At 69.8% G+C, this 25,970-nt stretch carries 22 protein-coding genes and 1 pseudogene; 6 read left to right on the top strand and 17 right to left on the bottom strand.

What is annotated here, in order from left to right:
• Nucleotides 1–6: 6 nt before the first annotated feature.
• Both ACFXJ8_RS23600 and ACFXJ8_RS23595 read right to left on the bottom strand, forming a co-directional pair.
• Complete coding sequence (locus ACFXJ8_RS23600; protein WP_379646089.1) at nt 7–1,065, bottom strand: DUF1435 family protein; 1,059 nt, start codon at nt 1,063–1,065, stop codon at nt 7–9.
• The gene (locus ACFXJ8_RS23595) at nt 1,062–1,688 is read right to left on the bottom strand and encodes a TetR/AcrR family transcriptional regulator (RefSeq protein ID WP_379646088.1); all 627 of its coding nucleotides are present in this window, start codon (nt 1,686–1,688) and stop codon (nt 1,062–1,064) included. Before ACFXJ8_RS23595 ends, ACFXJ8_RS23600 begins: the two co-directional genes overlap by 4 nt.
• A 74-nt stretch (nt 1,689–1,762) precedes the next feature.
• Between ACFXJ8_RS23595 and ACFXJ8_RS23590 the strand changes: the two genes are divergently transcribed.
• The 3 genes from ACFXJ8_RS23590 to ACFXJ8_RS23580 are packed head-to-tail and all read left to right on the top strand — an operon-like array spanning nt 1,763 to nt 3,188.
• Nucleotides 1,763–2,386: a TetR/AcrR family transcriptional regulator gene (locus tag ACFXJ8_RS23590; RefSeq protein WP_379646087.1), complete on the top strand. Its 624-nt coding sequence runs from the start codon at nt 1,763–1,765 to the stop codon at nt 2,384–2,386.
• A 2-nt stretch (nt 2,387–2,388) separates the two neighbouring features.
• Complete coding sequence (locus tag ACFXJ8_RS23585) at nt 2,389–2,802, top strand: acyl-CoA thioesterase (RefSeq protein ID WP_379646086.1); 414 nt, start codon at nt 2,389–2,391, stop codon at nt 2,800–2,802.
• The gene (locus tag ACFXJ8_RS23580; RefSeq protein WP_379646085.1) at nt 2,799–3,188 is read left to right on the top strand and encodes a hypothetical protein; all 390 of its coding nucleotides are present in this window, start codon (nt 2,799–2,801) and stop codon (nt 3,186–3,188) included. The genes ACFXJ8_RS23585 and ACFXJ8_RS23580 overlap by 4 nt, the downstream gene beginning before the upstream one ends.
• Here the strand turns inward: ACFXJ8_RS23580 and meaB are convergent.
• From meaB to ACFXJ8_RS23550, 6 genes are all read right to left on the bottom strand, one after another.
• Nucleotides 3,175–4,134, bottom strand: coding sequence for a methylmalonyl Co-A mutase-associated GTPase MeaB (meaB, locus tag ACFXJ8_RS23575; RefSeq protein WP_379646084.1), 960 nt, complete (start codon nt 4,132–4,134; stop codon nt 3,175–3,177). The genes ACFXJ8_RS23580 and meaB overlap by 14 nt on opposite strands.
• Before the next feature lie 31 nt (nt 4,135–4,165).
• On the bottom strand, nt 4,166–6,292 hold the full coding sequence (gene scpA, locus ACFXJ8_RS23570) for a methylmalonyl-CoA mutase (RefSeq protein ID WP_379646083.1): 2,127 nt from the start codon (nt 6,290–6,292) through the stop codon (nt 4,166–4,168).
• Nucleotides 6,289–7,950 carry a methylmalonyl-CoA mutase family protein gene (locus tag ACFXJ8_RS23565; protein WP_379646082.1) on the bottom strand — a complete coding sequence of 554 codons (1,662 nt, stop codon included), beginning with the start codon at nt 7,948–7,950 and terminating at the stop codon, nt 6,289–6,291. The genes scpA and ACFXJ8_RS23565 overlap by 4 nt, the downstream gene beginning before the upstream one ends.
• Before the next feature lie 69 nt (nt 7,951–8,019).
• A complete protein-coding gene (locus ACFXJ8_RS23560) occupies nt 8,020–9,885 on the bottom strand; it encodes a peptidoglycan-binding protein (RefSeq protein WP_379646081.1) in 1,866 nt (621 codons plus the stop codon).
• Between the two features lie 85 nt (nt 9,886–9,970).
• Nucleotides 9,971–10,909 carry an S-methyl-5-thioribose-1-phosphate isomerase gene (gene mtnA, locus ACFXJ8_RS23555; protein ID WP_379646080.1) on the bottom strand — a complete coding sequence of 313 codons (939 nt, stop codon included), beginning with the start codon at nt 10,907–10,909 and terminating at the stop codon, nt 9,971–9,973.
• Between the two features lie 267 nt (nt 10,910–11,176).
• Nucleotides 11,177–11,605, bottom strand: coding sequence for an STAS domain-containing protein (locus ACFXJ8_RS23550; protein ID WP_379646079.1), 429 nt, complete (start codon nt 11,603–11,605; stop codon nt 11,177–11,179).
• Between the two features lie 157 nt (nt 11,606–11,762).
• Here ACFXJ8_RS23550 and ACFXJ8_RS23545 point away from each other — a divergent pair, with 157 nt between their 5' ends.
• The gene (locus ACFXJ8_RS23545) at nt 11,763–12,758 is read left to right on the top strand and encodes a helix-turn-helix domain-containing protein (RefSeq protein WP_379646078.1); all 996 of its coding nucleotides are present in this window, start codon (nt 11,763–11,765) and stop codon (nt 12,756–12,758) included.
• Between the two features lie 4 nt (nt 12,759–12,762).
• Here the strand turns inward: ACFXJ8_RS23545 and ACFXJ8_RS23540 are convergent, their stop codons facing one another.
• The 3 genes from ACFXJ8_RS23540 to ACFXJ8_RS23530 form a co-directional block, all read right to left on the bottom strand.
• On the bottom strand, nt 12,763–16,275 hold the full coding sequence (locus ACFXJ8_RS23540) for a S8 family serine peptidase (RefSeq protein ID WP_379646077.1): 3,513 nt from the start codon (nt 16,273–16,275) through the stop codon (nt 12,763–12,765).
• A 72-nt stretch (nt 16,276–16,347) separates the two neighbouring features.
• On the bottom strand, nt 16,348–17,349 hold the full coding sequence (locus tag ACFXJ8_RS23535; RefSeq protein ID WP_379646076.1) for an MBL fold metallo-hydrolase: 1,002 nt from the start codon (nt 17,347–17,349) through the stop codon (nt 16,348–16,350).
• 258 nt (nt 17,350–17,607) lie between these two features.
• Nucleotides 17,608–18,354 carry an NmrA family transcriptional regulator gene (locus ACFXJ8_RS23530; protein ID WP_379646075.1) on the bottom strand — a complete coding sequence of 249 codons (747 nt, stop codon included), beginning with the start codon at nt 18,352–18,354 and terminating at the stop codon, nt 17,608–17,610.
• 167 nt (nt 18,355–18,521) lie between these two features.
• Here ACFXJ8_RS23530 and ACFXJ8_RS23525 point away from each other — a divergent pair, with 167 nt between their 5' ends.
• A complete protein-coding gene (locus tag ACFXJ8_RS23525; protein ID WP_379646074.1) occupies nt 18,522–19,463 on the top strand; it encodes an AraC family transcriptional regulator in 942 nt (313 codons plus the stop codon).
• A gap of 310 nt (nt 19,464–19,773) precedes the next feature.
• On the opposite strand, the gene ACFXJ8_RS23520 is transcribed toward ACFXJ8_RS23525, so the two are convergent.
• The 6 genes and pseudogenes from ACFXJ8_RS23520 to ACFXJ8_RS23495 all read right to left on the bottom strand — a co-directional run bounded on the left by ACFXJ8_RS23520 (nt 19,774) and on the right by ACFXJ8_RS23495 (nt 24,881).
• Nucleotides 19,774–20,334 (bottom strand): cysteine hydrolase, encoded by a 561-nt coding sequence (locus ACFXJ8_RS23520; protein ID WP_379646073.1) that lies wholly within the window; start codon nt 20,332–20,334, stop codon nt 19,774–19,776.
• 284 nt (nt 20,335–20,618) lie between these two features.
• Nucleotides 20,619–20,804, bottom strand: a pseudogene (locus tag ACFXJ8_RS23515) (ATP-binding protein); the annotation flags it as partial.
• Nucleotides 20,805–20,819: 15 nt separating this feature from the next.
• Complete coding sequence (locus tag ACFXJ8_RS23510; RefSeq protein WP_379646072.1) at nt 20,820–21,482, bottom strand: hypothetical protein; 663 nt, start codon at nt 21,480–21,482, stop codon at nt 20,820–20,822.
• Between the two features lie 632 nt (nt 21,483–22,114).
• Nucleotides 22,115–23,035 carry an RNA polymerase sigma-70 factor gene (locus tag ACFXJ8_RS23505; RefSeq protein ID WP_379646071.1) on the bottom strand — a complete coding sequence of 307 codons (921 nt, stop codon included), beginning with the start codon at nt 23,033–23,035 and terminating at the stop codon, nt 22,115–22,117.
• Complete coding sequence (locus ACFXJ8_RS23500) at nt 23,032–24,237, bottom strand: NAD(P)/FAD-dependent oxidoreductase (RefSeq protein WP_379646070.1); 1,206 nt, start codon at nt 24,235–24,237, stop codon at nt 23,032–23,034. Before ACFXJ8_RS23500 ends, ACFXJ8_RS23505 begins: the two co-directional genes overlap by 4 nt.
• A 116-nt stretch (nt 24,238–24,353) precedes the next feature.
• Nucleotides 24,354–24,881: a TetR/AcrR family transcriptional regulator gene (locus ACFXJ8_RS23495; RefSeq protein WP_379646069.1), complete on the bottom strand. Its 528-nt coding sequence runs from the start codon at nt 24,879–24,881 to the stop codon at nt 24,354–24,356.
• A 110-nt stretch (nt 24,882–24,991) separates the two neighbouring features.
• Between ACFXJ8_RS23495 and ACFXJ8_RS23490 the strand changes: the two genes are divergently transcribed.
• On the top strand, nt 24,992–25,957 hold the full coding sequence (locus tag ACFXJ8_RS23490) for a GNAT family N-acetyltransferase (RefSeq protein ID WP_379646068.1): 966 nt from the start codon (nt 24,992–24,994) through the stop codon (nt 25,955–25,957).
• Nucleotides 25,958–25,970 lie beyond the last annotated feature (13 nt).

Below are 25,970 nucleotides of genomic sequence, written 5' to 3'. Positions count from 1 at the left end.
ACGGACTCACAGGATCCGCTTCGCGCCCGGCAGCGAGCGCACCAGGTAGGCGATTCCCCAGCACAGCGGCAGCGCGAGCGCGGAGACGACCGCGAACGTGACGACCGCGGCGGTGTGGAGCCAGGCGAAGGCGTAGGTGAGAGCGACCAGCACGACGGGGTGGATGATGTAGACGGTATAGGCCTGCTCGGACAGGAACCTGCCGCGCGCGCCCTGGGTGTTGAAGCGCTCGCGGAACAGCACCAGCAGCCCGATGATCATGCCGACCGCGAACACCGCCTCCCACGCGGCCTGGGCCAGGTCCGCGAGCGCCCCGCCGGTCATGAAGCGTACGGGAAGCAGCACCAGCGTCCCCGCGCTCGCAGCGGCGAAGCCGAGCCTGCCCGCCCGCCGCGAAAGCGTGGCGAACCAGCCGCGCCGGTGGGCGAGCACGCCGAGCGCGAACATGCTGGCGTACTGCGGCAGATGGGACGGCGTGGGCAGGCCGAGGACCGGCACGTAGAGGCCGACGGGCACCACCAGCCGCCAGGCGAAGGTGACCACGGCCAGCGCCAGCGTGTAGGCGGCGATCGCCGCCGCTCCCGGCGCCTGCTCGGGCCCCTGGCGCGGGATCCGGCCGTAGCGGCGGATGACGGCGTAGACCGTGGCGAAGACCAGCAGCACCTCCACGAACCACATCGGGCCCGCGTCCCACGAGCCGAGGTAGAACATCCAGTACGGCAGGTCGAAGTCCTGCCGGACGCCGACCATCGCCAGGGGACGCAGCAGCAGGAGGAAGGCGAGCAGCGGGATGCCGAGCCGTACCAGCCGGTCGCGCAGGAAGGCGCCGCCGCCCTTGCGGTCGTAGGAGGCGGGGGTGAACAGGCCGGAGATGAGGAAGAAGAACCCCATGAAGAACGCCTGGTCGAACATGACCAGCACGTCGAGCGCCAGTCCCGACGGGTCCTCGGCCTGCTCGAAGACGTACCAGGCGGGGATGTTGCCGTAGGTGAGGGCCACGTGGTGCAGGATCACCAGGACGGTGAGGAGCACGCGCAGGTTGTCGACGTAGGCGAGCCTTCTCACTGGGGGCCTTTCGTGGCGCGGACGAGGATCTCGGCCAACTCTCTGGCGTGGGCGTCGAGGTCGTGCTCGGGGTGGACCGACCAGTAGGCGAACATGTTGTCCACGGCGGCGCTGTGGGTGATCGCCATGACCCGGGGGTCGAACGGCCGGAACTCGCCGGTCTCGTGGCCGAAGCGGTAGATGCGCTCCAGCGACTGGTAGAGCTCCTCGTTGGCGGCGATGCCGTACCTCGGGGAGCCGTCGGGCAGCCTGAGGTTGTTGAAGATCTCGCCCAGGGCCTTGAGCTGGACGCGGTGCTCGCGCATGTGCTCGGCGACAGTGAGGATCTGGGTGCGCAGCAGCTCGGTGGCCGTGGTCTTGCCCTCCATCCTGGCCAGGACGAAGTCGGCGATGTCGGAGTAGACGTGGTTGACCACCTCCTCCATCAGGTCGTCCTTGCCGGCGAAGTGGTAGGAGATGACGCCCTTGCTGATGCCGGCGTGCTTGGCGATGAGGGCGAGCGACGCCTTGGCGAATCCGACGTCGGCGATGACCTCGATGGCCGCGGCCATGATCTGGGCCCGTCTGGCCTGCTCGATGAACGACCGCGGCTTCTGGCCGGCTGCCTCGTTTTCTGACCGCATGGCCAAAATCTAGCACAGGCGGCCAAGCCACCTAACTTAACGACCGATCGGTCTTATTGTGTTAGCCTGGCGCCATGACAGACGGAAGGAAGGTGCGCGGGCAGCGCAGCCGGGAGGCCATCCTCGGCAGCGCCGTGGCGCTGGCGTCGGTCGACGGTCTCGACGGCTTGACGCTCGGCCGTCTGGCCGAGGCGGCGGGAGTCAGCAAGTCCGGATTCTTCGCCCACTGGCGGGACAAGGAGCAGCTGCAGCTCGAAGCCGTCGACTGGGCCAGGCGGCAGTGGATCGAACACGTCGTCACCCCCGCCCTCGCCGTACCGGAAGGCGTCCGCAGGGTGCTGGCCCTGCACGAGGCCAGGCTCGCCTTCTACCAGGAGGGCGTGCTGCCGGGCGGCTGCTTCTTCTTCGCCGCCCAGGTCGAGTTCGACGACCGCCCAGGCCCCGTCAAGGACAGGGTGGCGCAGGCGATGAACGACTGGCTCGGCTTCCTGGAGAAGTCCGTCCAGGAAGCCGTCGACAGGGGCGAGCTGCGAGCCGATCCCGCGCAGCTCGCCTACGAGATCGAGGCGCTCGGCGAGGCCGTCGTCACCCACTCCCGCCTGCGCGACGGCCCGCAGGCCTTCGTCCGCGCCCGCAGAGCCGTTCTGGAGCGGCTGCGCGCGCTGTCCCCCGATCCATCGCTCCTCCCGGAGGATTGACCTTGTCCCACACCCGTCCCGTCCAGGTCCACTTCGACGACCTCGACGCCATGGGCCTGCTGCACAACGCCCACTACTCCGTGCTCGTCGAGCGGGCCATCACCGCGTTCTGGACCGAGCTCGGCTGGAACTTCAACCCCGCCCTGTCCCGCTTCAAGGACGTCTTCTTCGCCGTCCGCGAGTTCACCATCACCTACCACGTGCCGATCACGGGCTCGGGCGAGCCGCTGGTCCACTTCTGGATGGAGCGGATGGGCAACACCAGCGGTGTGTACGGCTTCCGCGTCCTGTCCCCCGACGGCCAGACCGTTCACGCCGAGGGACGCAGGGTGAACGTCAACCTCGACCCCTCGACGTTCAGGCCGACGCCGTTCAGCGCGGAGATCCGCGACGCGGCGAAGGTCCTCGCCGCGTGATCAGGAGCCGCTGGATTCCAGGACCCGAACCGAGGGGCCAGGGTCCCGTCGTTGTCAGCCTCACCGACTTCCGCCTGCACAGGGCGGCGCACCTGCCGCGGGCCTGCCGTACGGGATGGGGGTTGGGCAGCCGGTGGGCGGAGCTCGACGGCGCGGTCGGGCTGTGGCTGTGGGCCGAGCCGTGGCAGCGGCGCATCGGGTCGGTGTCGGTGTGGCGGATGGCAGCCGACCTCGCGGCGTTCGTCCGGTCGCCTGACCACGTCGCCATCATGCGGGCCTACCGGAACAGAGGCACGCTCGTGTCCGTCACCTGGACGAGCGAGGCGGGCGACCCGTGGGAGGAGGCCTGGTCGTCGCCCAGGGGTGCCGAGCTCAGAGGCGTTTGAAGACCGACAACAGACGTTCGGCGGCCAGCGAGGGCGTCAGGGTGCCGTCGAGGACCTCCCGCTCCACCTCGGCGGTGATCGAGGCCACCGACGGGTTGCCGCGCAGCTCGGCCAGCAGCCGGTCACGCACCAGCGTCCACGTCCACTGCACCTGCTGGCGGCGCCGCTTGGCCGCCAGGTCGATCCGGTCCTGGTGGGCGATGACCTGCCCCCACACCTCGTCCAGCCCCGCGCCCGTCAGCCCGCTACACGTCAGGACGGGCGGCGGCGCCGCCTCCGAGCGGAGCATGCGCAGCGCGCCCGCCAGCTCGCGGGCCGCCTTCCTGGCCGCCATCTCGAAGTCCCCGTCGGCCTTGTTGATCGCGATGACGTCGGCGAGCTCCAGCACACCCTTCTTGATCCCCTGGAGCTGGTCGCCGGTGCGGGAGAGGCTGAGCAGCAGGAAGGTGTCGACCATGTCGGCCACGGCGGTCTCCGACTGGCCGACGCCGACGGTCTCGACGAGCACGATGTCGTAGCCCGCGGCCTCGACGACGACCATCGCCTCCCTGGTGGCCTTGGCGACGCCGCCGAGCGTGCCGGAGGTCGGCGACGGCCTGATGAAGGCCTGCGGGTCGGCCGACAGGCGGGACATGCGGGTCTTGTCGCCGAGGATGCTGCCGCCGGTCCGCGTGGACGACGGGTCCACGGCCAGCACCGCCACCCGGTGGCCGCCACCGGTGAGACGGGTACCGAGCGCGTCGACGAACGTCGACTTGCCGACGCCTGGCACGCCGGAGATCCCCACCCTGCGGGCGTTCCCGGCCAGCGGCGTCAGCTCGACGAGCAGCCGCTGGGCCAGCTCGGCGTGGTCGGCCCTGGTCGACTCGACGAGGGTGATCGCGCGGGCGATCCAGGCCCGCGCGCCCGACTTCACGCCGTGGACGTAGTCGTCGAGCGTCCTCATCCGCGCCGCCCGCCGTACACGGTGTGGGGCATCAGTGGCCCAGCCGCGAGGACAGCTCGCGCACCAGGTCGAGGGCGGCGTCGGCGATCACCGTGCCGGGCGGGAAGATCGCGGAGGCGCCCGCCGCGCGCAGCTCGTCGAAGTCGCCGGGCGGGATCACCCCGCCGACCACGATCATGACGTCCTCCGCGCCCAGCTCGGCCAGCGCCTCGCGCAGCGCGGGGACGAGCGTGAGGTGGCCCGCGGCCAGGGAGGAGACGCCGATGATGTGCACGTCAGCCTCCACCGCCTGCCGCGCCACCTCCTCGGGCGTCTGGAACAGCGGGCCGACGTCGACATCGAACCCGAGGTCGGCGAAGGCCGTGGCGATCACCTTCTGGCCTCGGTCGTGACCGTCCTGGCCCATCTTGGCCACCAGGATGCGCGGCCGCCGCCCCTCGGCGACGGCGAAGTCGGCGCATGCCTGCCGTACCTGCTCGATGCCCTTCACCGGACCCGCCTCGTCGCGATACACCCCGGAGATCGTGCGGATCTGGCCCGCGTGCCGTCCGAAGACCTTCTCCAGCGCGTCGGAGATCTCGCCGACCGTCGCCTTCGCGCGGGCCGCCTCGACCGCGAGCGCGAGCAGGTTGTCGCCGCCCGCCGCGCCCTTGGTGAGGTTCTCCAGCGCCTGCCGTACGGCCTCGGCGTCCCTGTCGGCGCGCAGGCGGCGCAGCTTGTCGAGCTGCTGCGCCCGCACCGCGCTGTTGTCGACCTTGAGCACCTCGATCGGCTCGTCGGCCTGCGGCCGGTACTTGTTGACGCCGATGACCGGCTGCCTGCCCGAGTCGATGCGCGCCTGGGTGCGGGCGGCGGCCTCCTCGATGCGCAGCTTGGGCAGCCCGGCGTCGATCGCGCGGGCCATGCCGCCGGCTGCCTCGACCTCCTCTATGTGCTGCCAGGCCTTCTCGGCCAGGTCGTGGGTGAGGCGCTCGACGTAGTAGGAGCCGCCCCACGGGTCGATGACGTGCGTGGTGCCCGACTCCTGCTGCAGCAGCAGCTGGGTGTTGCGGGCGATGCGGGCCGAGAAGTCGGTAGGCAGCGCGAGCGCCTCGTCGAGGGCGTTGGTGTGCAGCGACTGGGTGTGGCCCTGGGTGGCGGCCATGGCCTCGACGCAGGTGCGGACCACGTTGTTGTAGACGTCCTGGGCGGTGAGGGACCAGCCGGAGGTCTGGGAGTGGGTCCTGAGCGACAGCGACTTGGGGTTCTTGGCCCCGAAGTCCGACACCAGCCTGGACCACAGCAGGCGGGCGGCACGCAGCTTGGCGACCTCCATGAAGAAGTTCATGCCGATGCACCAGAAGAACGACAGCCGCGGCGCGAACGCGTCGATGTCGAGCCCCGCCGCCATGCCCGCCCGCAGGTACTCCACGCCGTCGGCCAGCGTGTAGGCCAGCTCCAGGTCGCAGGTGGCTCCGGCCTCCTGGATGTGGTAGCCGGAGATCGAGATGGAGTTGAACTTCGGCATGTGCGTGCTGGTGTAGGCGAAGATGTCGGAGATGATCCGCATCGACGGCCCCGGCGGGTAGATGTAGGTGTTGCGGACCATGAACTCCTTGAGGATGTCGTTCTGGATGGTCCCCGTCAGCTGCTCGGAGGCGACGCCCTGCTCCTCCGCGGCCACGATGTAGAGCGCCAGGATCGGCAGCACGGCGCCGTTCATGGTCATCGACACCGACATCCTGTCGAGGGGGATGCCCTCGAACAGCTGCCGCATGTCGTAGATGGAGTCGATGGCCACGCCCGCCATGCCGACGTCGCCCGCGACACGCGGGTGGTCGGAGTCGTAGCCGCGGTGCGTGGCCAGGTCGAAGGCAACCGACAGGCCCTTCTGCCCGGCCGCGAGGTTGCGGCGGTAGAAGGCGTTCGACTCCTCGGCGGTGGAGAACCCGGCGTACTGCCTGACCGTCCACGGCTGGTTGACGTACATCGTCGGGTACGGCCCGCGCAGGTACGGCACCGCCCCCGGATAGGTCCGCAAAAAGTCGAGCCCCTCGACGTCGGCCGCCGTGTAGCCGGGTTGGACGGCGATGCCCTCCGGCGTCTCCCACGGCTCGCCCTCGGCCCCGCCGGTGGCGGCCACCGGGGCCAGCGGGATGGTCGTGAAGTCCGGGATCATCGGGCCACTCCCAGGTCGTCGAAGGTCGTTCGGAGGACGTCGAGCGCGTCGCATCCGGTGTACAGGTGCCCGTCCACGCCCTCGTACGACCCCTTCCCCGCCAGCCAGATCCTTCTCGCGCCCGCCTGCCTGAGCGCTTGGGCGACGGCGGTGGCGTGCTCGCCGTACAGTCTGTCGGTCGAGCACAGGCACGCGACGGCCGCGCCGCTGGCGGCGAAGGCCTGCGCGATCTCCTCGGGGTCGGTGCCAGGGCCGGACGTGACCGTCTCCAGGCCCCCGGCGTGGAAGAGGTTGGCCGCGAAGGACGCCCTCGCGGTGTGCGCGGCGACGGGCCCGATCGTGGCGAGGAAGACCCTGGGCCGCCGCGGCTGGGCGTCGGCCAGGTCGCGCAGTTCCTCGTAGGGGCGGGCGTAGCGGACGCCCTCGGTTGTGGCGGGCCGCAGGGGCCGCTCGCGCGGGTTCGGGAACTCGCTCACGCCCGTGATCGGGAACCGCCGGTGGGCGATGTCGTCGTCCCTGCGTGCCCTGGTCCGCGCGATCCGCCCGGCCACCAGCTCGCCGGCGGCCTCGATGCCGCCCGCCGCCTCGATCTCCTGGAACCACGCCCACACCTGGGCGGCCAGGTCGGCGGTGCGCCGCTCGACGTACCACGCTCCGCCCGCGGGGTCGGCGACCCGCCCCACGCCCGCCTCCTCCAGCAGCAGCGACTGCGTGTTGCGGGCGATCCGCCGGGCGAAGGCGTCGGGCGCGCCCATGGCGGTGTCGAAGGGCAGCACGGTGACCGCGTCGGCGCCGCCCACGCCCGCGGCGAAGCACGCCAGCGTGGTCCGCAGCATGTTCACGTACGGGTCGCGCGCGGTCATCATCGCCGAACTGGTCACCGCGTGCTGCAGTTGCACACCCTGACCGCCGCACACCTCGGCCACGCGCGCCCACAGCAGCCGCGCCGCCCGCAGCTTCGCGATCGTGGCGAACTGGTCGGCGGTGGCCGCGTAGCGGAACTCCAGCTGCCCGAGAGCCGCCTCGACGGGCATCCCGGCCGCGGTCAGCGCCCGCAGGTGCGCCACCCCTGTCGCCAGCGAGCAGCCGAGCTCCTGCGCGTCGCCGCCGCCCGCCTCGTGGTACGGCAGGCCGTCCACGACGATCGCCCGCAGCCCCGGGTGTTCGGCCGCGCACCGCAGGGCCAGCTCGACGCCGACGGGGCCGAGGCCCGCGCCCAGGTTGCCACTGACCCGGCCGCCATCTGGGCCGCCGAGCTGGAACAGCACCTCGGCCGCCTCGGCGGTGCGCTCCCCCGCCTCCAGCACGACGGGCGCCAGGTCGAGGTGGACCCCGGCGAGCGTGCGCGCCAGATCCTCCACGGGGACCGCCAGCCACAACGAGGTGACCCCGTTCTCCAGGTCGGCCAGCACCGCCTCGTTGTCGGGCACGGCATGCCGCTGGCGGATGTCCCAGCCCGTGTGCGAGGGGCGGGGGGCGCGCAGCTCGGGCAGGTCGTCCTCGTCGTAGAGGGGCGCGAGGCGCACACCGTCGTAGGTGCCGGTGCCCAGCGCGGCCTCTGGCGAGTCCGACTCCACGCCGGACCTGCGCAGCACACCCAGCGCCAGGGCCCGCCAGTCGTCGCGGGTCGTCGACGGAAAGTCCGCGGCGAGTCTCATGCCTTGGATGGTAGGCGCAGCCGTACCAGAACATTGCTCCGGGGGGCGGATTGCCGCCCCCACGCCGGGTCAGGGCAGCGGGGCCTCCCAGGCCAGCCGCCAGGTGACGGGGCCGACGATGCCGTCGTCGGCGATGCCCTGGTTGCGCTGGAAACGGCGGCACACGTCGCGCGAGTCGGACCCGTAGGCGCCGTCGACGCCGATGTTCCAGCCGCGTTTGTTCATCTGCCGCTGCCAGGTGCGCACGTCCTCGCCGCGCATGACCGGCGGGAACCTCAGCAGCCGCCCGGGGAAGGCGGGGGCCTGCGGCGGCGTCGGCGGCTCCTGCCCGCCCGGCCTGGGCGCGCCGCGCCTGACCCACCGGTACAGCGAGTCGCCCGGGCAGTCGGTGTTGAAGCCGTCGCGGTGCCCCTTGATCTCGCGCCCCGCCTCGCCCTCGTCGCGCAGGTGCTGGATGGCGTCGAGAACGGCGTGGAGCACACCGTCGGGCGGCTGGACCAGGCCCGCGTTGCCGACCAGGCCGAGCACCGCGTAGTGGCCCGAGTTGAGGCCCGCCCCGTTGGCCGCCGGCAGGTGATGCGCCCCCCGCCCCTCGAAAACCATCCGATGCGGGCATCCGATGTAGGTGTTGCCGGTGAAGTAGACGGTGCCGTTGCGGCGCGCCAGCCAGGTCTGGTTCTCCGTGCGTGGGCACCAGATCTCCCCGGTGTACGTCTCGCGCGTGACAGCGAATGTCGATTGCTGCAGCGCGGCGGGGCGGGGGCGGAAATGGTGCTGACGCCGCAGTTTGACGTGCCACATCTCACTGGAGCAGCTTGTGGTGGGAGGCCGCACGCGCAAGGACGCCGCCTTGCCGGAGAGGATCACGGCGAACATGAACGCCTCGGCTGCGGCCCGGCTCTTCTGCGCCAGAATGTCCTCGCCCGCGTTGTCGGCGGCCAGGGAAGACTCGATGAAGAGGGACAACTGCGCTCTGGTGAGGGAGAGCAGGAACTCGTGGCTCGGCACCCTGTCAGGCGCGACCTCCAGCAGGCGCCGTCCCGCGTCCGCGGAGAGATGGAACTCCGCCAGATGCCGGTTGACGCACTCGCGCCATCTGGGATTGCCGTCGGTACGTGCGCCGACGCGAGGGAACTCCTCGACCGGTGGGCCGAACGCGGCCGTCAGCGCGGCTCTGATGCGCGCGACGTAGCCGGGATTGGTTTCCATCGACTGGTACAGGACCACACTGGTGGCCCGGCGCCCGTCTCGATGCCTCTTGATATGCCCTTCCGTCCAGAACCACGCGACGAGTTCGACGAAGGCGTCGGACCATTTCGGCTCCACCGGCAGGTCTCCGCATGGAGCGGCGATCGGAATTCGGTCCCAATAGCCGAGTGTCTCTGTGGTCGCCCAGAGCCGCTCATACGTCGTCAATGCGCGTGGAGCCTTGCCCGTCGGCAGCCACTTCCCGTCTTGGCCCTTCTGCCGTGTGGTGCCGGTGCGCCTTCGGAAACGCTCCACCGGCCAACGATGCTGGGGAGTGGTGAGCGAGGAATGACTGACGCCCTCCATCCGGATCATCTCTCGTTCTCTGGACGGAAAGACGCACACCTCGAGGATCGGCTGCCACTGCGAGACGCCGAGCTCGTGGTTGAGGGTGAGAGCGAGATCTCCGACGTGAAGCTCCTTGTAGGACTTCCAGCCCACCTGCGTGAGGATTTCCGTCTCTTCGTCCACGCAGTAGCCGATGTCGATCCAGCCGTTGGAGTCCATGTGGAAGTTCTGGATCGACTGCACCAGCGCCACGCACCTGGCGTGGTCGCGCACGATGTCCGGATCGACCCTGCCGCCTGTGTAGTGGACCTTGACTCCCCTGGTGGACTCGAGCTGGGTGTAACTGCCGCGCGGGGAACGGGCGCGCCACTCACGGCGCGTGACGAAGTCGATGGCCACGACGATCTCCCAGGTGAGTATGGTGACAACTGAGCGTAACGCGAGGTGTACGGACAGATCCCAGGATTGTCGATTGTTGGTCTGGCTAGGGTCTGAACACCCGCCGGTCCGTAACGATGGCGGAGATCAGGTCGTGGGGCGTCACGTCGAAGGCGGGGTTCAGCGCGCGGGTCCCCTTGGGCGCGATGCGCACACCCCTGACGTTGACCACCTCGTCGTCGCCCCTGTCCTCGATCTCGATGTGCTCGCCCGAGGGGGTGGCCGCGTCGATGGTCGTCTCGGGGGCGACCACGATGAACGGCACGCCCGCGCGCTCGGCGCCCAGCGCGAGGGAGTAGGAGCCGATCTTGTTGGCGGTGTCGCCGTTGGCGGCGATCCTGTCGGCGCCGATCAGCACGGCGTCCACCCCTCCCCTGGCCAGCAGGTACGGCCCGGCGGAGTCGGTGACCAGCCGGTACGGCGCGCCCATCCGCTCCAGCTCCCACGCCGTCAGCCGCGCGCCCTGCAGCAGTGGCCTGGTCTCCAGGGCGAGCACCTCGGCCAGCCGGCCCCGCTCGTGCAGCGTCTGAATGACGCCCAGCGCGGTGCCGCGCTCAACGGTGGCCAGCCCGCCGGTGTTGCAGATGGTCATGATCCGCAGCCTGTCGCCTTCGAGCAGGTCGGCGCCGCGCTCGCCCATGGCCACGCAGGCGGCGATGTCGTCGTCCCTGATCCGCTTGGCCCTGGTGAGGACGGCCTTGCGCCCCTCCTCCAGGTGCGCGGCGGCCTGGTCGACACCCCACGCCAGGTTGACGGCCGTCGGCCTGGCGGCCCGCAGGCGGGCGATGGCCTTCCTGTCGCCGTCGGCCAGCACCACCCCGAACGCCCCTGCCACGCCGAGGGCGGGGGCGCCCCTGACGGCCAGGCGCTGGATGGCGTCGATGAGCTCGTCCACGGTGGTGATGCGTAGCTTGACCACCTTGTCCGGCAGCAGCGTCTGGTCGACGAGCTCGATGGCCCCTCCGACCCAGTCGATCGTCCTCACACGCGCACGGTACCAATCACGCGGACGATCTCCAGTCCCCGAGGCCAGGAGCGTCGGCGGCGGCCCTGCACCCCAGGCGGCCCTCCCTGCGAGAGGGGGCGTGAGCCGAGGCGTGAAATCACAGTCAGTGATTGCGCGATTGCTCTACGCTTTCATGTGCTCGACATCCGCGCATCGGAAGGTGCGTCCGCGTCCGGCATGTCGAGCGGCGCAAGAAGGCCCGGCCAGGGCTGACCGTTTGAGGGTGCTGGCCGGGCCGCGCCCGCGTCAGAAGCCACCCCGCCCGGGCGGGGCCGGCGCGGCCAACCGGTCGTAGGCCTGCCGTCCGTGGAGCAGGTCGGCACCGGCCTGCTCGGCGCTGTCACGCCGCTCGAAGTAGTGAAGCAGCCCGGTCCTGCGCAACATCCGCTCGAGCCGGCCGTCCGCACCGACCAGGATGACCCGGCCGGTGCGCGAGTCATGAAGCCGTCGGGCGATGCTGACCAGCGTGCTCACCCCCTCGAAGTCGCAGAACCAGATCCCGCCGACATCCAAGATCAGGTGCGGGCCCTCGGTCCATTCCCAGGCCGCGTCGACGTGCGTCAGCAGGACGGGCCCGCTGACGCGGTCCAGCGCGCCCCGGGCGCTGACCGTCGTGTAGCCAACGTGATCGGAAATGCTGACCTGCAATGTGAAACCGCGTTCGGCGTCCTCCATGTGCGATCACCTTCTTCCCACCAAGCCCCTTCCCCGCACGGCGGGAGGTACGCGCCGCGCGGCTCGGCGCAGGGCGCATCGCCGCAGTTCCACGGGGTCAGCGGGGCTGGGCGCCGGTCTCCCTACAATGGCCCGGTGAACCACACATGCCGGGCGAATGCCCCAAAAACGGGCCCGGGGCCCGAGTGACGTGCTGAGCGCCGCGGGGCTGAGCGCCGAGGAGGAGGCCGCCTACCGGCTCCTGGTCAGGACCGCCGGGGTCGAGCCCGCCGAGCTGGCCGACGAGCTCGGCGTCGAGAGCGAGGCGGCGCGGCGGGCGCTCGGCTCGCTGCTCGCCAAGGGCCTGGCGCGGGCCGTACCGGGAGAGCCCGACAGGTTCATCGCCGTCGCGCCCGACGTGGCGCTCGCGGCCCGGCTGCACCGGCGGCAGGAGGAGGTGGACCGGGCCAGGCAGGCCGTGGAGCAGCTCACCGGGGAGTATCTGGCCCATGCGCGGCGCCGCGAGGCCGCCCAGCTGATCGAGGTGATCACCAGCAGGACGGCGCTGCGCGAGCAGTTGCGCCTGCTGCAGGACAACGCCCGCCACGAGGTCGTCAGCCTCTGCCGGGCCGGGCACGTGGCGATGACCTCGCAGGAGAACACCGAGGAGCTGGCCGCGCTGCGGCGCGGTGTGGGCTACCGCGTGCTGTACGAAGGGGCGCTGCTGGAGGAGCCGGGCATGCTGGTCAATCTCGCCCACGGGATCGAGCTGGGTGAGCAGGCGCGCGCTATGCCCACCCTGCCGGTGCGGATGATCATCGCGGACGGCGAGCTGGGCGTGCTGCCGCTGATCCAGCACACCGGCGGGCTGACCCAGCTCACCGCGGCGCTGATCAGGCCGAGCAGCCTGCTCGACGCGCTCAAGGCGCTGTTCGAGAGCCTGTGGGAGCGGGCCACCCCCCTCAGTCTCACCACGCCGGGCAGCCCGCTCGACTCCGACCACCTCTACCTGCTGTCGCTGCTGGTGGCGGGCGTGCCCGACAAGTCGATCGCCACGCAGCTGAAGGTGTCGCAGCGGACCGTCCAGCGCCGGATCACCCACCTGATGGAGCAGGCGGGCGCCCAGACCAGAATGCAGCTGGCCTGGCACGCCGCCCGCGAGAACTGGCTGTGACGGTTCAGTACGCCCTGATCACCGTCTGACTGACCTGGTTGCCGCCGGAGTCGGTGGCGGTGACGCGCAGCGACGGATGCGGGCGAAGGACGAGCGCGCTGTAGCGACCGTCGCCGTGCGGGAGCACCGGCTGCCTGCGCCAGGTCGCGCCGTCGTCGTAGGACAGCTCCAGCCGCAGGTCCTTGGCGGTCAGCCCGCTCACGCCCTTCTGGTGCCGTACGGCGAGGCCGAGCCGGCCGGGCCGTACGTCGTAGTCGATCTGCAGCAGCGGCAGCACCTGCTGGCCCTGCTTCGACTTGAACGTCCAGGCCGTCTCGGTCGCGATCGCCCGCGTCCATTCCTCGGAGGTCCGCTTGGTGGACAGTTCGAGGCGGTACTCGGCCTCCTGCGGCACGGCGGGGAAGGCGCCCCAGGCGGCGTCGCGTTCCTCCACGAGCTTGCCGTCCCTCAGGAACCTGGCCGAGGTGCTGTCGTTGTCGACCCCCGCGCGGGAGACGTGTCCTGAGGCGTCGACGAACTCGGGGACGCGGATCTCCAGGGTGTCGCCCGTGCGGGTGGAGGGCGCCAGCCAGTCGGGGATGGCGGGCCGGACGACGGGCGCGTGCCAGCTCTCGCTGACCTGCTGACCGGGCTGGTAGGTGCGCGGCTGCTCGGTCAACCCGTCCCGCAGCCGGTTCATGTCGTCCCAGGTGAACTGGTGGTTGACCAGGTGCTGCCAGAAGGAGCCGTCCGCGCTGACGTACTCGGCCCGCCGCGACGGCGTCTTCACGATCCGCTGCGTCTCCATCTGGTTGCCGAGGGAGTAGGCCTGCCAGGGCCGCCAGCCGAACCGCTGCTCCTTGGCCCACCCGAACCCGCCCGCGTCCTGATATTTCGTGTCAATGCGGGCGGTGTTGCGGTTGCTCACCTCGTGCACGATGGTGTCCGGCACGTGCCCGCCGGAGACCTGCATGACGTCATAGAGGTACGGCGAGGCCATCGTCCCCCTGATGTCCAGCAGGGCGTGGCCCTTCCTGACCCGTTCGAGCAGCCGCTGCCCGTGGTCGTGGGCGATCAGCATGACGGGGATGGGCAGCGACACGTTGTTCGGGTTCCATCCACGCCCGAGCGCGTCGTCAGGCGACAGCACGAGGATCGCGGCGACCGCGCCCGCCTTCACCGCGGCCTCGGCGGGAGCCTCCCAGTCGATCTCGGATATCACGGAGACCTTGCCCCGCGCGCTGTCCGCTCCCTCGGCGAGCCGCCACAGGTGGCGGCCCTCCAGGCCGGGCGAGCCGCCCAGGAAGCCCATCGGGTACGGCTGCGCCGTACCCGCCACCCGCGCGGTGATCTTCGGCGCGACCAGCTGCCAGCGGGAGGCGAACTCGAAGGTGCCCTCGCTGACCGGCTGGGTCGGCGAGACGTTGAGCCCCTCGACGACGTCGAAGTTCATGACGCCCTGGGAGATCTTGCGCGAGCCGAAGGCGCGGTGGGTGAAGTAGGTGAAGATGCCCACCTGCTCCACCGGCTCGCTCACCTTGACGGTGACGGGGCTGGTCCTGCGGTAGTCGAGGACCACCTCCAGGTCGCGGTCGACCTTGAGCTCAGGGATGACGACGAGCCCGTCGCGCGGGTGCATGCGGCCCCAGCCGCTGGCCAGGTTGATCGCCTGCGTCATGTAGGTGCCCTCGGAGACCTCCACGGTCAGGCCCTGCTCGGGCACCCAGGTGAAGAGGTCGTCCTGCCGCGTCGCGCCGTACATCGACAGGGTGTCGGTGCCGGTGGGCTTGCCCGCCGCGTCCACCGCGCTGAAGCGGACGGTGTGCTGGGGTCCCTTCCAGGTGAGCGCCAGCGTGGTGTGCACGCTCTCGGCTCCGGCGCTCGCCGTGACGTGCCCGCCGTACCTGCCGAAGGACAGTTTGGAAAGATCCACGCGGACCTGGACGTCGGCGGTGCCGCCGGCGGCGACGGTGACGCTCGGCGCGCTGAGCACGGCGCCCTCGAAAGTGCTGGACAGCTCCAGCGTGACCGGGGCCGCCGTGCCGTTGGTGTAGGTGATCGTGCCCTCGGCCGTGCCCGTCCCCTCGCCCTTCTGGTGCTTGCCGAGGTTGACGACGCCCGTGGCCGTCACGCCCTGCCGCAGGGCGCGCGCCACGTCGAGCCTGCCCGCGCCCGCGTCGTCGACCTGCTGTCCGGCCACCGTCCTGGCCGAGCCCACCAGGGCGTCCTTGATCTGCCCCGCCTTCCACTCCGGATGGCGCTGCTTGAGGATCGCGGCGGCCCCCGCCACGTGCGGGGTGGCCATGGAGGTGCCCGAGGAGGCCGTGTAGCGCTCGTCGACGGGCTCGCCCATGCCGGTGCCAGCCGCCCTGGCCGCGACGATGCCCACGCCCGGCGCCGTGATGTCGGGCTTGGGCGCGTCGTCCAGGCGCGGGCCCCTGCTGGAGAAGTCCGCGATGGCGTCGTTACGGTCGACGGCGCCGACGGTCAGCGCGGAGGTGGCCGCTCCCGGGCTGCCCACGGAGTAGGCCGCGCCGTTGTTGCCCGCCGCGACCACGAAGAGCGCGCCGGTCCGCTCGGTGAGATTGTCGACGGCGACGCTGAGCGGGTCGGTGCCGTCGGTGACGTCACCGCCGAGGCTCATGTTGATCACCGAGGCGCCCTCGGCGGCGGCCCACTCCATGCCCTCGATGACGCCGGACAGCGTGCCGGAACCGTCGTCGCCCAGCACCTTGCCGATGATCAGCTCCGCGCCCGGGGCGACGCCCTTCTTGCCGACCCCGCCCGCGATGGTGGCGGCCACGTGGGTGCCGTGCCCGTGGGCGTCGTTCACGTTCTCGTCGCCGGTGAACACCTTGGTCCGCGTCACCCGGCCGGCGAGATCCTGGTGGGTGGCGTCGACTCCGGTGTCGAGGACGGCGACCTTGACGCCCTTGCCGTCGAACCCGGCCTGCCACGCCTCTGGCCCGCCCACCTGCGGCACGCTGTGATCGAGCGAGACCTTGACCTTGGCGTCGAGCCAGATCTTCGCCACGCCCTGGGACAGGCTCGCCCGCTCCTCGTCCAGAGACTTCCACAGCTGACCGATCGTGCGCTTGTCGGCCGAGACGGCCTTCCCGTTGACGCTCTCCAGCGGGGTCGCGGTCCTGGCGGCCATGGCGGCGTCGTAGACGAACAGCAGCGGCAGCTTGTCCGTCGACGCGTCGTCGTAGCCCTGCTCGATCAGGTCGGTGACGGAGAACAGGCTCGGGTCCAGCCGCTTGGCCGCCAGGTAGGGCACCATGTCGGCGGGCAGGATGCGCAGCTCGCCGTCCTCCTCGGTGGTGTGGAAGCCCATCCGCTCACGGCCGGGCCCCGGCTTCACCTCCACCGCGCGCCTGCCCTGCTCCGCCTCCCTGACGGTCACCACGTCGCCGGTGATCAGGGTGACGCGGTGGACGCCGGAGGCGGCGGGTCGCTGAGCCGCCGGGGGCGACGGGGAGATCAACAGGGCGGCGGCGGACACTCCCACCGCCGCCACATGTGCGGACCAGTGCATGGGGGGCAAACCTCTCGTATCAACAACTCGTGATCACGAGAGTGGGCGATGGCGGGTCATGGCCGCCAGCCGTCAGACCTGCCGTTTGTCTGACATGTCGCCATTGCGACAGCCGTCTCCTCCAGGACACCGGCTCGCCCGCCTTCTCCCAGCGGCTGCTAGCTTGCGGTTGCTTCGGGTGCTTGCGGTTGCTTCGGGTGCTTCGGGTGCTTCGGGTGCTTCGGGTGCTTCGGGTGCGAGCGGACTCCAGGTGAACGCCGCGCCGGCACGCTTGACCGTGCCCAGGCCGGGAAACGGCAGGTGATAGGCGTGGACGAGGAGGTTCTCGTCGGCTGCCCAGGCCAGGAGCCGACGGCGGCTGCGCGCCGATCGAGTGGCGTCGAGGTCCCATGGCGTGCACCAGTCGGGGTGGGTCAACTGCAGCGGGTCGTAGAAGGAATCTCCGGTGCACAAGAGCCGCTCTCCCCGGGACTCCAGCAAGATCGCGGTATGGCCAGGGGTGTGGCCCGCGGACTCAACCGTACGGACGTTCGGCAGGATTTCCTCGTCATGCCGAAATCTGTGCAGCCGCTCGCCGAAAAGCCTGATCGCCTGACGGGCCGATTCCAGGTGCGGGCCCGTCGCGGCGGCGCTCGACCAGTACGCCACCTCGGCGGCGTGGGCGTACGCGGACGCCGTGGGAAAGACGGACTCGCCCCGCCATGTAGCGCCTCGGGAATGGTCCTGGTGGAGGTGGGTGAACACGACGGCGGCCACGTCGGCCGCGCCGTACCCGGCCGTGGCCAGACCATCGGTCAGCACACCGACCAAGGGCTCGATCTGCGGTCCGTAACCGAAGAAACGCTTGCCCAGGCCCGTGTCGAGCAGGACCAGGCCGTCGGGGGTTCGCACGCACAAGCAGTTGTAGCCGAGCGCGAGTGACGACCTACCGTGTGTCACGGCACACAGCTCCTCACTCGGCACGCCGGATTCGGGCGTGAAGAACTCAGCCAAGGGCGGCTCCCAGGGCGGTTTCGGTTGACCATCGCTGATCACCACACAGCTGAGACTGCCGAGGGGGAAACTGTAGATCACCTGGCCAGTGTTCCAGGTCGGGTCGGGATGCCCCGTGCAGCTACGTGCAGCATTCCCAGGTCGGCTATCTTTCTCGATTCGCACGTGGCCTTTTCACGCCCGTTCCGCTGCAAGGCCCGCACGCTGGGCGGCCCGGCAGGTCGGGGTGGTTTTTCAGAAGGGTGTCGGCATGGGCGAAGGAGTTCAGGTTGTGCGTCACACAAGACCATGGGCTCCCTCGCCTCATGCTCAGGCCAGGCGCCCCTTGGGGATACTCATCTAGGCGGCGTCCCACACGCCGGTGGGGGCGATCTCGGCCACCCAGTCCGCGAAGTCGCGGGGCTTGCGGTTCAGGGCACGCTCGACGCCGTCGGCCAGCGAGCTGTTCCGGCCGTCGAAGAACTCGGAGATGAGCGTGGCCAGCGGCTCGGCAAACTCGCGCGGGGCGCCGTCGTTGACGATCGCGTCGGCGAACTGGTCCCGGGTGATCGGCACGTAGCGGAGCTCGCGGCCCGTCGCCCGGGCGATCTCGCCGACGCCTTCGGCGAAGGTCCACAGGCGGGGGCCCGTCAGCTCGTAGCGCTCGCCCACGTGGCCGTCCTCGGTGAGGGCCGCCACCGCGACGTCGGCGATGTCGTCGGCGTCGATGAACGGGTCTGCGTTGTCGCCGGCGGGCAGGGCCAGCACGCCCTGGCGCAGCGGCTCGAGGAACACGCCCTCGTCGAAGTTCTGGTTGAACGAGGCCGGGGCGACGATGGTCCATTCGACCGGGAGGCTCGTCACGGCGTCCTCGCACCGGACGGCCTCGTCCTGGTTGCGGGCGGACAGGAGGACCAGGCGCTCGACGCCGGCGTCGACCGCCAGCCGGGCCACGGCGGCGATGGCGTCGCCGGCGCCGGGCCACTCGACCTCGGGGTAGTACATCAGGTAGGCCGACTTGACGCCGGCGACGGCGCCGGCCCAGGTTGAGGGGTCCTCCCAGTCGAACGGGGGCTCGCCGGTGCGGGAGCCGACCCGCACGTTCACGCCTCGCTCCATCAGCCTCTGGGTCACCCGGCGGCCGACCCGGCCGGTACCGCCAAGGACCAACGTCGTGTTCTCGTTTGTTGTCATGGCCACAGCCTGAACGACATCATCTGGATGGTCCATGGCCGAGATGCCGGAATGCATATCCGATCGTCTACTCTGAGCGGGTGGACGCACTCGCAGGGTTGCTCGAGGGGCCGCGGGCCAGCGGCGCCTTCCTCCTCCGCATCGTGCTGGACCCCCCATGGTCGATCCGGGTCCAGGACGGGTCGCCGCTGTGCCTCGCCGTCATGCTCAGCGGCGAAGCGTGCTTCGAGCCCGACCACGGCGAGCCGGTGCGGCTGCGCCCGGGCGACGTCGCCATCGTCCGTGGGCCGGACCCCTACGTGATGAGCGACGACACGGCGACCCCGCCGCAGGTCATCGTGCACCCCGGCCAGCAGTGCGTCACGCTCGAGGGCGTCGACCTGCGCGAGCGGATGGCGCTGGGGGTGCGCACGTGGGGCAGCAACCCCGACGGGTCGGTGCAGCTGTTGCTCGGCGTGTACGAGGAGGTCGGCGCCGTCGGCCAGCGCCTGCTCGACGTGCTGCCGCCGCTGCTGGTCGTGTCCGAAGACACGTGGGACTCGACGCTCATCCCGGTGCTGGCCGGCGAGGTCACCAAACAGGGGCCGGCCCAGGGCGTCATGCTCGACCGCCTGCTCGACCTGCTGCTCATCTCGGTGCTGCGAGTGTGGTTCGACCGGCCCGAGACCGAGGCCCCGGCCTGGTACCGGGCCTACACCCACCCGGTGGCCGGCGAGGCGCTGCGCCTGTTCCACGAGGACCCGGCGAACGACTGGACGCTGGCGCGGGTCGCCGCCGAGGTCGGCGTGTCACGGGCGACGCTGGCCGAGTGCTTCCGCAACGCCGTCGGCACGCCGCCGATGACCTACCTGACCGAGTGGCGCCTGGCCCTGGCCGCCGACCTGCTGCGCCAATCCGACGCCACGCTGAACACCGTCGCCCGGCAGGTCGGCTACGGCAGCGGGTTCGCCCTCAGCTCGGCGTTCAAGCGGGTGTACGGCATCAGTCCCCAGGAGCATCGCAGCGCCGCGCCGGCGCAGTGAGCCCAGGGATGAGGACAAGGTCCGGGATCACGCCGAGCAGCAGGCCTCCGAGGAGAGCACCGACGACCGAACCCGCGATCACGCCCGGCACGTGATCGTTCAAGATGGGAGACACCCCGGCGGCGTTCAGCTGGCGTCAAAACTCATCGACATTCTCGGCCCTTGATCACCAAGTGGCGCTCAAACTCGCTGAGAACTGGCCCCCGCGCTCACCTACAGAATCATCTAGAACCCTTGTCATCGAAGGCTGAGCAGCCGAGGGCGTCGTCTCATCGCGGGCATTGCCCAGATCTTCAATGCTGACGGCTGGTCACAGGCGGGCGGTCCACTCGTCGCTCGTGAGGACGTCAGCACCCCTGGCCGGGAAGACGCGGTTGATCAGGAAGTCGTGCACGTCCGGTTCCCCGTCGGCGCAGGCGTCGCTGAGCACAGTCACGTGGTAATCGCGGTCGGCGGCGTCGTAGAGCGTAGCGGCGACCATCGCCCCGGTCGCGACACCGGTCAGCACGATCGAGTCGATGCGCTGGGCACGCAGGAGCCGATCGAGGTCGGTCCCCGCGAACGCGCTGGCGCGGCGCTTGAGGACGACATCCTCGCCCGGCAACGGCTCGATGCGCGAGTGTACGAGCGTCTCGGGGGAATCTTCATGGAACAACGTCCCCGCCCCGTGCAGGCCTCTGATCAACTGGTTTCCCGCTGCCACATCAAGGCCTGAGGCCCGGAGCCCGAAACGGATGAAGATCACCGGGATTCCGGAGTCTCTGGCCGCAGGCAGAACTTTTTCCATGACGGGAAGCACGTTGGCGGCGAAGGGGTAGTTGTCCACGATGCCCGCCTGCAGGTCGCCGACGATGAGCGCGGTGGTGGTCATACGGTTTCCTTTTCTGTTTCCTTGTCTGTACGGCGCGCCATCGGCCGTCCTCCACGGTCGTATCCTTGGCGTTGTTGTCGTCGATCTAGTACGACGATAGTGGGACAAATTCGCGTATGGGCCATCGGCCGCGGCGCAGGCGGCTTGGGTCGTAGGCCGCACTATCAGGCTCTATGTCCACCACAACCAGCCCCTGACTCGCTCAAACCTCGGTGGCACGAGCTCAGGGTCCGATGTCACAGGACACAGAGCCCCCAGCGAAACGGTCTGAGCGAGAACTCCCGTTACCCGGCGCTGGCCTGCTCGGCCTTCGCGCGGGTCCGCGCCAGCCGGTAGGAATCGGTGCCGGCTTCGATGATCGCGCCGCCGAAGGTGAGCCGGTCGGCGATGGCCGTACAGAGCCGGGGGTCGGCGAAGGTCTTGGTCCAGCCGAAGGACTCGTTGGAGGCGATGGCCAGGCTGTTCTTCTCCTCGCGCTCAGCCCTCTAACGATCTTCGGCAGAGTTGGAGGTGGGCCGTAAACCTCGGCGGTCCGAGGCGAACGAGTCCAGTTCGTCTGCTCGCCGGAGGTCCTTGGGGCGGCCTATGGCGCGACGCATCCGGATCAGGTCTTCTCGGGAGACGTAGTGAACTTCCAGGCCGCGCGGGCCGACTGCGGTGATCGCGCGGTCGAGGAACTCTCGGACTCGAAGGTTGCCCCAGGGGAGCGCCGGGGTGCAGCAGTCGCCACTGGCTCCGGGTGAGGTGAACTGCACTTTGGGGCGGAGAAAGGAATCCGGTTGCGTTGCTACGGGGTTGCCCTTCTCGTCAACAAGTTGGGCGTTGACGGAGGTGAAGGCGGCCGCCAGGGCTGGGGCGTGAGCCGGGGCGCCATCCCAGAGCAGGTCCAGATCGCCGGTCAGTTCGGTGGATCCATGCATGATGCCGGCGACTTGCCCGATCACTACGACCCGGACGCCGTTGTGATGGAGGGCTTCGAGCAGAGGGAATGGGTCGAACCCGAGGGCATCGTCCGTGCCGATCGTGCCGACGTCGTCGTTGGCGTCCTGGTGGCCCAGGCCGGTGCCCGCCCGGTTGAGGGCCAGTTCACGGGTGCGTCGGGCGGCGGCGCGGAGTCGTTCCAGCGGTTCGTCGATCACCTGATTCATGCAACACCCGGCCACACTCATGGCGCACCCGAATTTCTTAAGATCATCGAAGGGTTATGAGCAGGGCTTCCGCGGGCCGCGGCTCGGCATAGTCGCCTGTTGAGCGGAGTCTCGTTCGTGGGAGCAATTGGGCTCTCGCGAAGGAGGCGAGTGCGATGGCCGGCACGAGGAGGAGGCCCTGCCTGCTGGGTCCGCAGGTCGAGGGCTATCGAGCGTGGCTGGTGCGGCAGGGCTACACCTCGGCGACAGTCCGGAACATGTTCTCGGACCTGGGCCAGGTCGGGCGCTGGCTGGAGGACACAGAACTGGAGGCCAGCCAGCTCAACGAGGAGCGGACAGCGCTGCACTTGCCGGCGGGTGGCGAGAGCCACCTCGACCTTCTCCATGTCCTGCTTCCCCACCTGGCCGCTGCCCACGTCGAGACCGTCGTCCATGATCAGAGTGGCCTGCTGGTCCGCGCCAGACGGCGAGCTGGGTGTCGGTGGCTGACCGAGGGGCAGGGCAGTCAGTCCTCGCAAGGACGCGGCGCCCTGCGCGTGCAGCTGCCTCAGGAGTGCGCTTCCGATGTTCCGGTCGCGCCGGTCACGAGGATCAATGTCATCTTCTCCTGTTGTCCGTCGCTGATCACGGTCTCAGTGCGTGCCGATGGTGTGAGTGGTGCCATCGGCGATGGACTGGAGCTTGTCGGGGTTGGCGACGTTGTGGATGGCGGTGATGCGGCCGTCGCCGTCGAAGGCGAAGGAAATCGTCGCGATGACGCGGCCCGAACCGCTGAAAACCATGCCAGGACCGCCGTTGATCTCGACCAGTTCGGCGTTCATGTCAGCGGGTTCCACGCCCTGGTAGGTGACTGTGCCGATGGCCGCGAACCAGGCGGCCACCGTTGGTGCGCCCACGACCGGACGCATCGCCTGACGGACCTTGCCGCCGCCGTCGGTCCACAGTGTGACGTTCGGGGACAGCAGCTCCATGAGGGTGTTGATGTCGCCACCGGTCGCGGCGGCGAAGAACCGCTCGGTGACCTCGCGCTGCCGCGACCGGTCCGCGGTGAAGCGCGGCCGCCGGGCCTGCACGTGCTCGCGAGCACGGTGCGCAGCCTGGCGCACCGCCGCCTCGGAACGCTCTACCGCCTGCGCGATTTCGGCATGGCTGAAGTCGAAGACCTCCTTCAGCACGAACACCGCGCGCTCGAGCGGGCTCAGTGATTCCAGCACCACCAGCATCGCCATCGATACCGACTCGGCGTTCGTGATGGCGTCGGCGGTGTCGGCGCTGGTGAGGATGGGCTCCGGAAGCCATGGCCCCACGTAGGTTTCACGCTTGTGCCGGGTGGAGCGCAGCCGTTCCATCGCCAGATTCGACACGATCCGCGTCAGATAGAACTTGGGGTCGGCCACCTGCGAGCGATCGGCGGCCGACCATTTGATCCAGGCGTCCTGGACCGCATCCTCGGCATCGGCCGCGGTGCCGAGGATGCGGTACGCCACCGAGAACAGCAGGTTGCGATGTTCGTTGAACATCTGCTGATCGAATTCCGGGTACGGATGTGTCACCACGCCTCCCGGATACGGGTGAAACGGCCGCCGCGGGGCCAGAACGCGCCGGAGGAGGGCATCTTCTTCATACGGACGTAAGTCTGCCAGGGTGAGGCGGTCACCGTCTCCTTGTACCAGGCCGCCTTGCGACCGGTCAGATACATCCGCCGGGGGCTGTCGTCGGGGTGGGTGAACTGAACGACCGCATCATGCCGTCCCAGTCTCACCGGCGTGTGGTAGTAGCCGAAGCGGAACGGCTTGGGCTTCTCGCCCTTCAGCTCGCGGACGATCGACACCGCGGCGTGCACGCCGGTCGGCATGCCGCCCTGGCAGGTGCCGTGCATGACGCCGTATCCCTGGCGGACCGCGGCCGCGTCGCCCACGGCGTACACCTCCGGGTGCGACACCGACCGCAGCGCGGCGTCGGTGACGATGCGGCCGCGCTCGTCGACGGTCAGACCGGCGGCGGCCGCCAGCGGCGACACCCGCGTACCGCTCGTCCACAAGACCACATCGGCGGCGATGCTCTCCCCGCCCGCCAGCTCGACCGACTCGGGCAGCACGTTCACCACCTCGATCCCGCTGCGCACCCGGACGCCCAGGCGCTCGAGCGCGGACTGCAGATACGCCTTGGCCTTCGGATTCATGGTCGCGCCGGGTTCCTGCCGGCCCAGCAGCATGACGGTCAGCTCTGGGTGCCGCTCGGCGATCTCCGCGGCCGACTCGATGCCGGTCAACCCGCTGCCACCGACCACCACCGTGCCGCTGCCGAGCCGCGCCAGCCGGTCGGCGAGCAACTCGGCGTCCTGGGCGTTGTTCAGGGTGTATGCGTACTCTTCGACACCCGGCACCGCCGCCGTGTCAGCCACGCTGCCCAACCCGTACACCAGCGTGTCGTAGTGCAGGACCTGATCGTCGTCGACCCGCACGGTCTTCGTGTCAGCGTCCACCGCCGTCACCCAGCCGCGCACGAACTGCGCACCTGTACCCTCCAGCAGCTCAGGGAGGTTCATCTCGGCGAGCTGCTGCCCGGTCGCGGTCATGTGCAACCGCAGCCGCTCGGTGAACCGCTCTTGCGGATTCACCAGGACCACCTGCACGTTTTCGCGCCCTTTGACCCTGGCCGCGAGCTGGATCGCCGCGGCCGTACCTGCGTAGCCTGCGCCCAGAATCAGAACGCGGTGTGCGGTCTCCATGCCGGCTCTGCGCTGTGTGCTCATCGTTCCGCCCTTCTCCTCCTGCTGACGACCCCCAGACGCAAGTTGCCCGCCTGTCTGTGACATGAGGGCGGAGTGACACGCGACACAGGCGCTTTGGGCGGGGCGGCCCACGCCGCCTACAGATCCCCGGCGAGGGTGGCCAGGTAGCCGTCGAGGATGCGGATCTGCCGCTGGGGCGGGAATTCCTCGGCGTTGAACAGCGCCTGCACGATGAGGCCGAGCGCGAAGGACTGGACCGCCGCCGCGATATCGTCCGGATCCGACATTGGCAGCTCTCCCAGGCGTTGCGCCGCCTCCACATGGTGGCGGATCCGTTCGCGTGATCGCGCGTAGCGGGCCGCGTGCCCGGCCGCGAGGTCAGGGTCAGCCATCGCGGCGTCCCAGGAGCTGACCCAGATCCGATTGTCCGCGGCGGCCTGCGGCGTCAGCGGAAGGATGTCCATCAGCATCGCGCGCAGGGCCGCGAGCCCCTCGGGGGCGGTACGCCTCGGCCGTACCGCATGGCGCTCGTCCAGCAGCGTCAACGCATGCGCGACCAGATCCTTCTTGTTCGGAAAGTAGTGCGTGAGCAGGCCCGTCGTCGCTCCCATCTCGGCGGCGACCGCACGCAGTGTCAGGCCGCCGAACCCGTATGTGGCCAGCACACGCCACACGGCCCCTGACACATCGCGGCGGCGGGCGTCGTGATCTCCCTTGTGTCGTGGCATGCCGACAGGATAGTTTCCCAAAACATTCGTTATGTAAATGAGGTTCTATGTTCGCCACCCCGCTGCGCGACAACGCCGAGCTGCGTGCGCTCGAGCCGTATCACGCCGAAGAGTTCCTGGCCCACCTGGACCGCGCACGCACGCACATCGCACCCTGGGTGAGCGCGAGCTTCGTCGCGTCCGATCTCGACGGCGCGCGGGCGGTGCTGCAGCGGTACGCCGACGGCCAGGCCGCCGACCGGCAGCGCCTGTACGGCATCTGGCTCGACGGCGCCCTCGTCGGCGGCACCATGTTCGTCAGCTTCGATCCCGCCCTCGGGGAATGCGAGATCGGCTGCTGGCTCGAGCCCGCCGCGGAGGGACATGGGCTTGTCATCCAGGTGGTCCGCATGATGATCGACTGGGCTTTCCGGGTGCGTGGGTTGAGCCGCGCCGAGTGGCGCACCCTGTCCGGCAACGTGCGCAGCATCAACGTGGCCAAGAGACTGGGCATGAGCCTGGACGGCACGTTGCGGCAATCCATACCGGGCGCAGACGGGCTCCGGCACGACAAGCAGGTCTGGTCCGTACTCGCCACCGAATGGCCTGGTTCTCCGGACAGAAGGGGTGCCGACGTCAAGGCCGAACTCGACCAGCTGACGCGCGCCTTCCTCGGCGCGTTCACCAACTCCGGCGGGCGTCGGCCGAACCTCGAGGTGATCCGTGAGGTGTTCATTCCCCAGGGAACGATCATCAAGAACGTCGGGGCCGAGCCCGTGATCTACGACCTCGACGCGTTCATCGCGCCTCGGGAGAAAATCCTGACCGATGGGACGCTGACCGAGTTCTCCGAATGGGAAGTCGCCGAGCGGACCGAGATCTTCGGGTCGATCGCGCACCGGTTCAGCGAATACCGCAAGTCCGGTTTCCTCAACGGAGAGTGGTTCGAGGGCTCCGGCCGCAAGACGGTCCAGTTCGTTCGGACGCCCGGCGGCTGGAGAATGAGTTCGATGGCCTGGGATGACATCCGATGAACCGGCCGTGAGC

The organism is Nonomuraea sp. NPDC059194 (genome assembly GCF_042754765.1).
Taxonomy (GTDB): Bacteria; Actinomycetota; Actinomycetes; order Streptosporangiales; family Streptosporangiaceae; genus Nonomuraea.
This window is presented reverse-complemented; position numbering and strand designations above follow the sequence as displayed.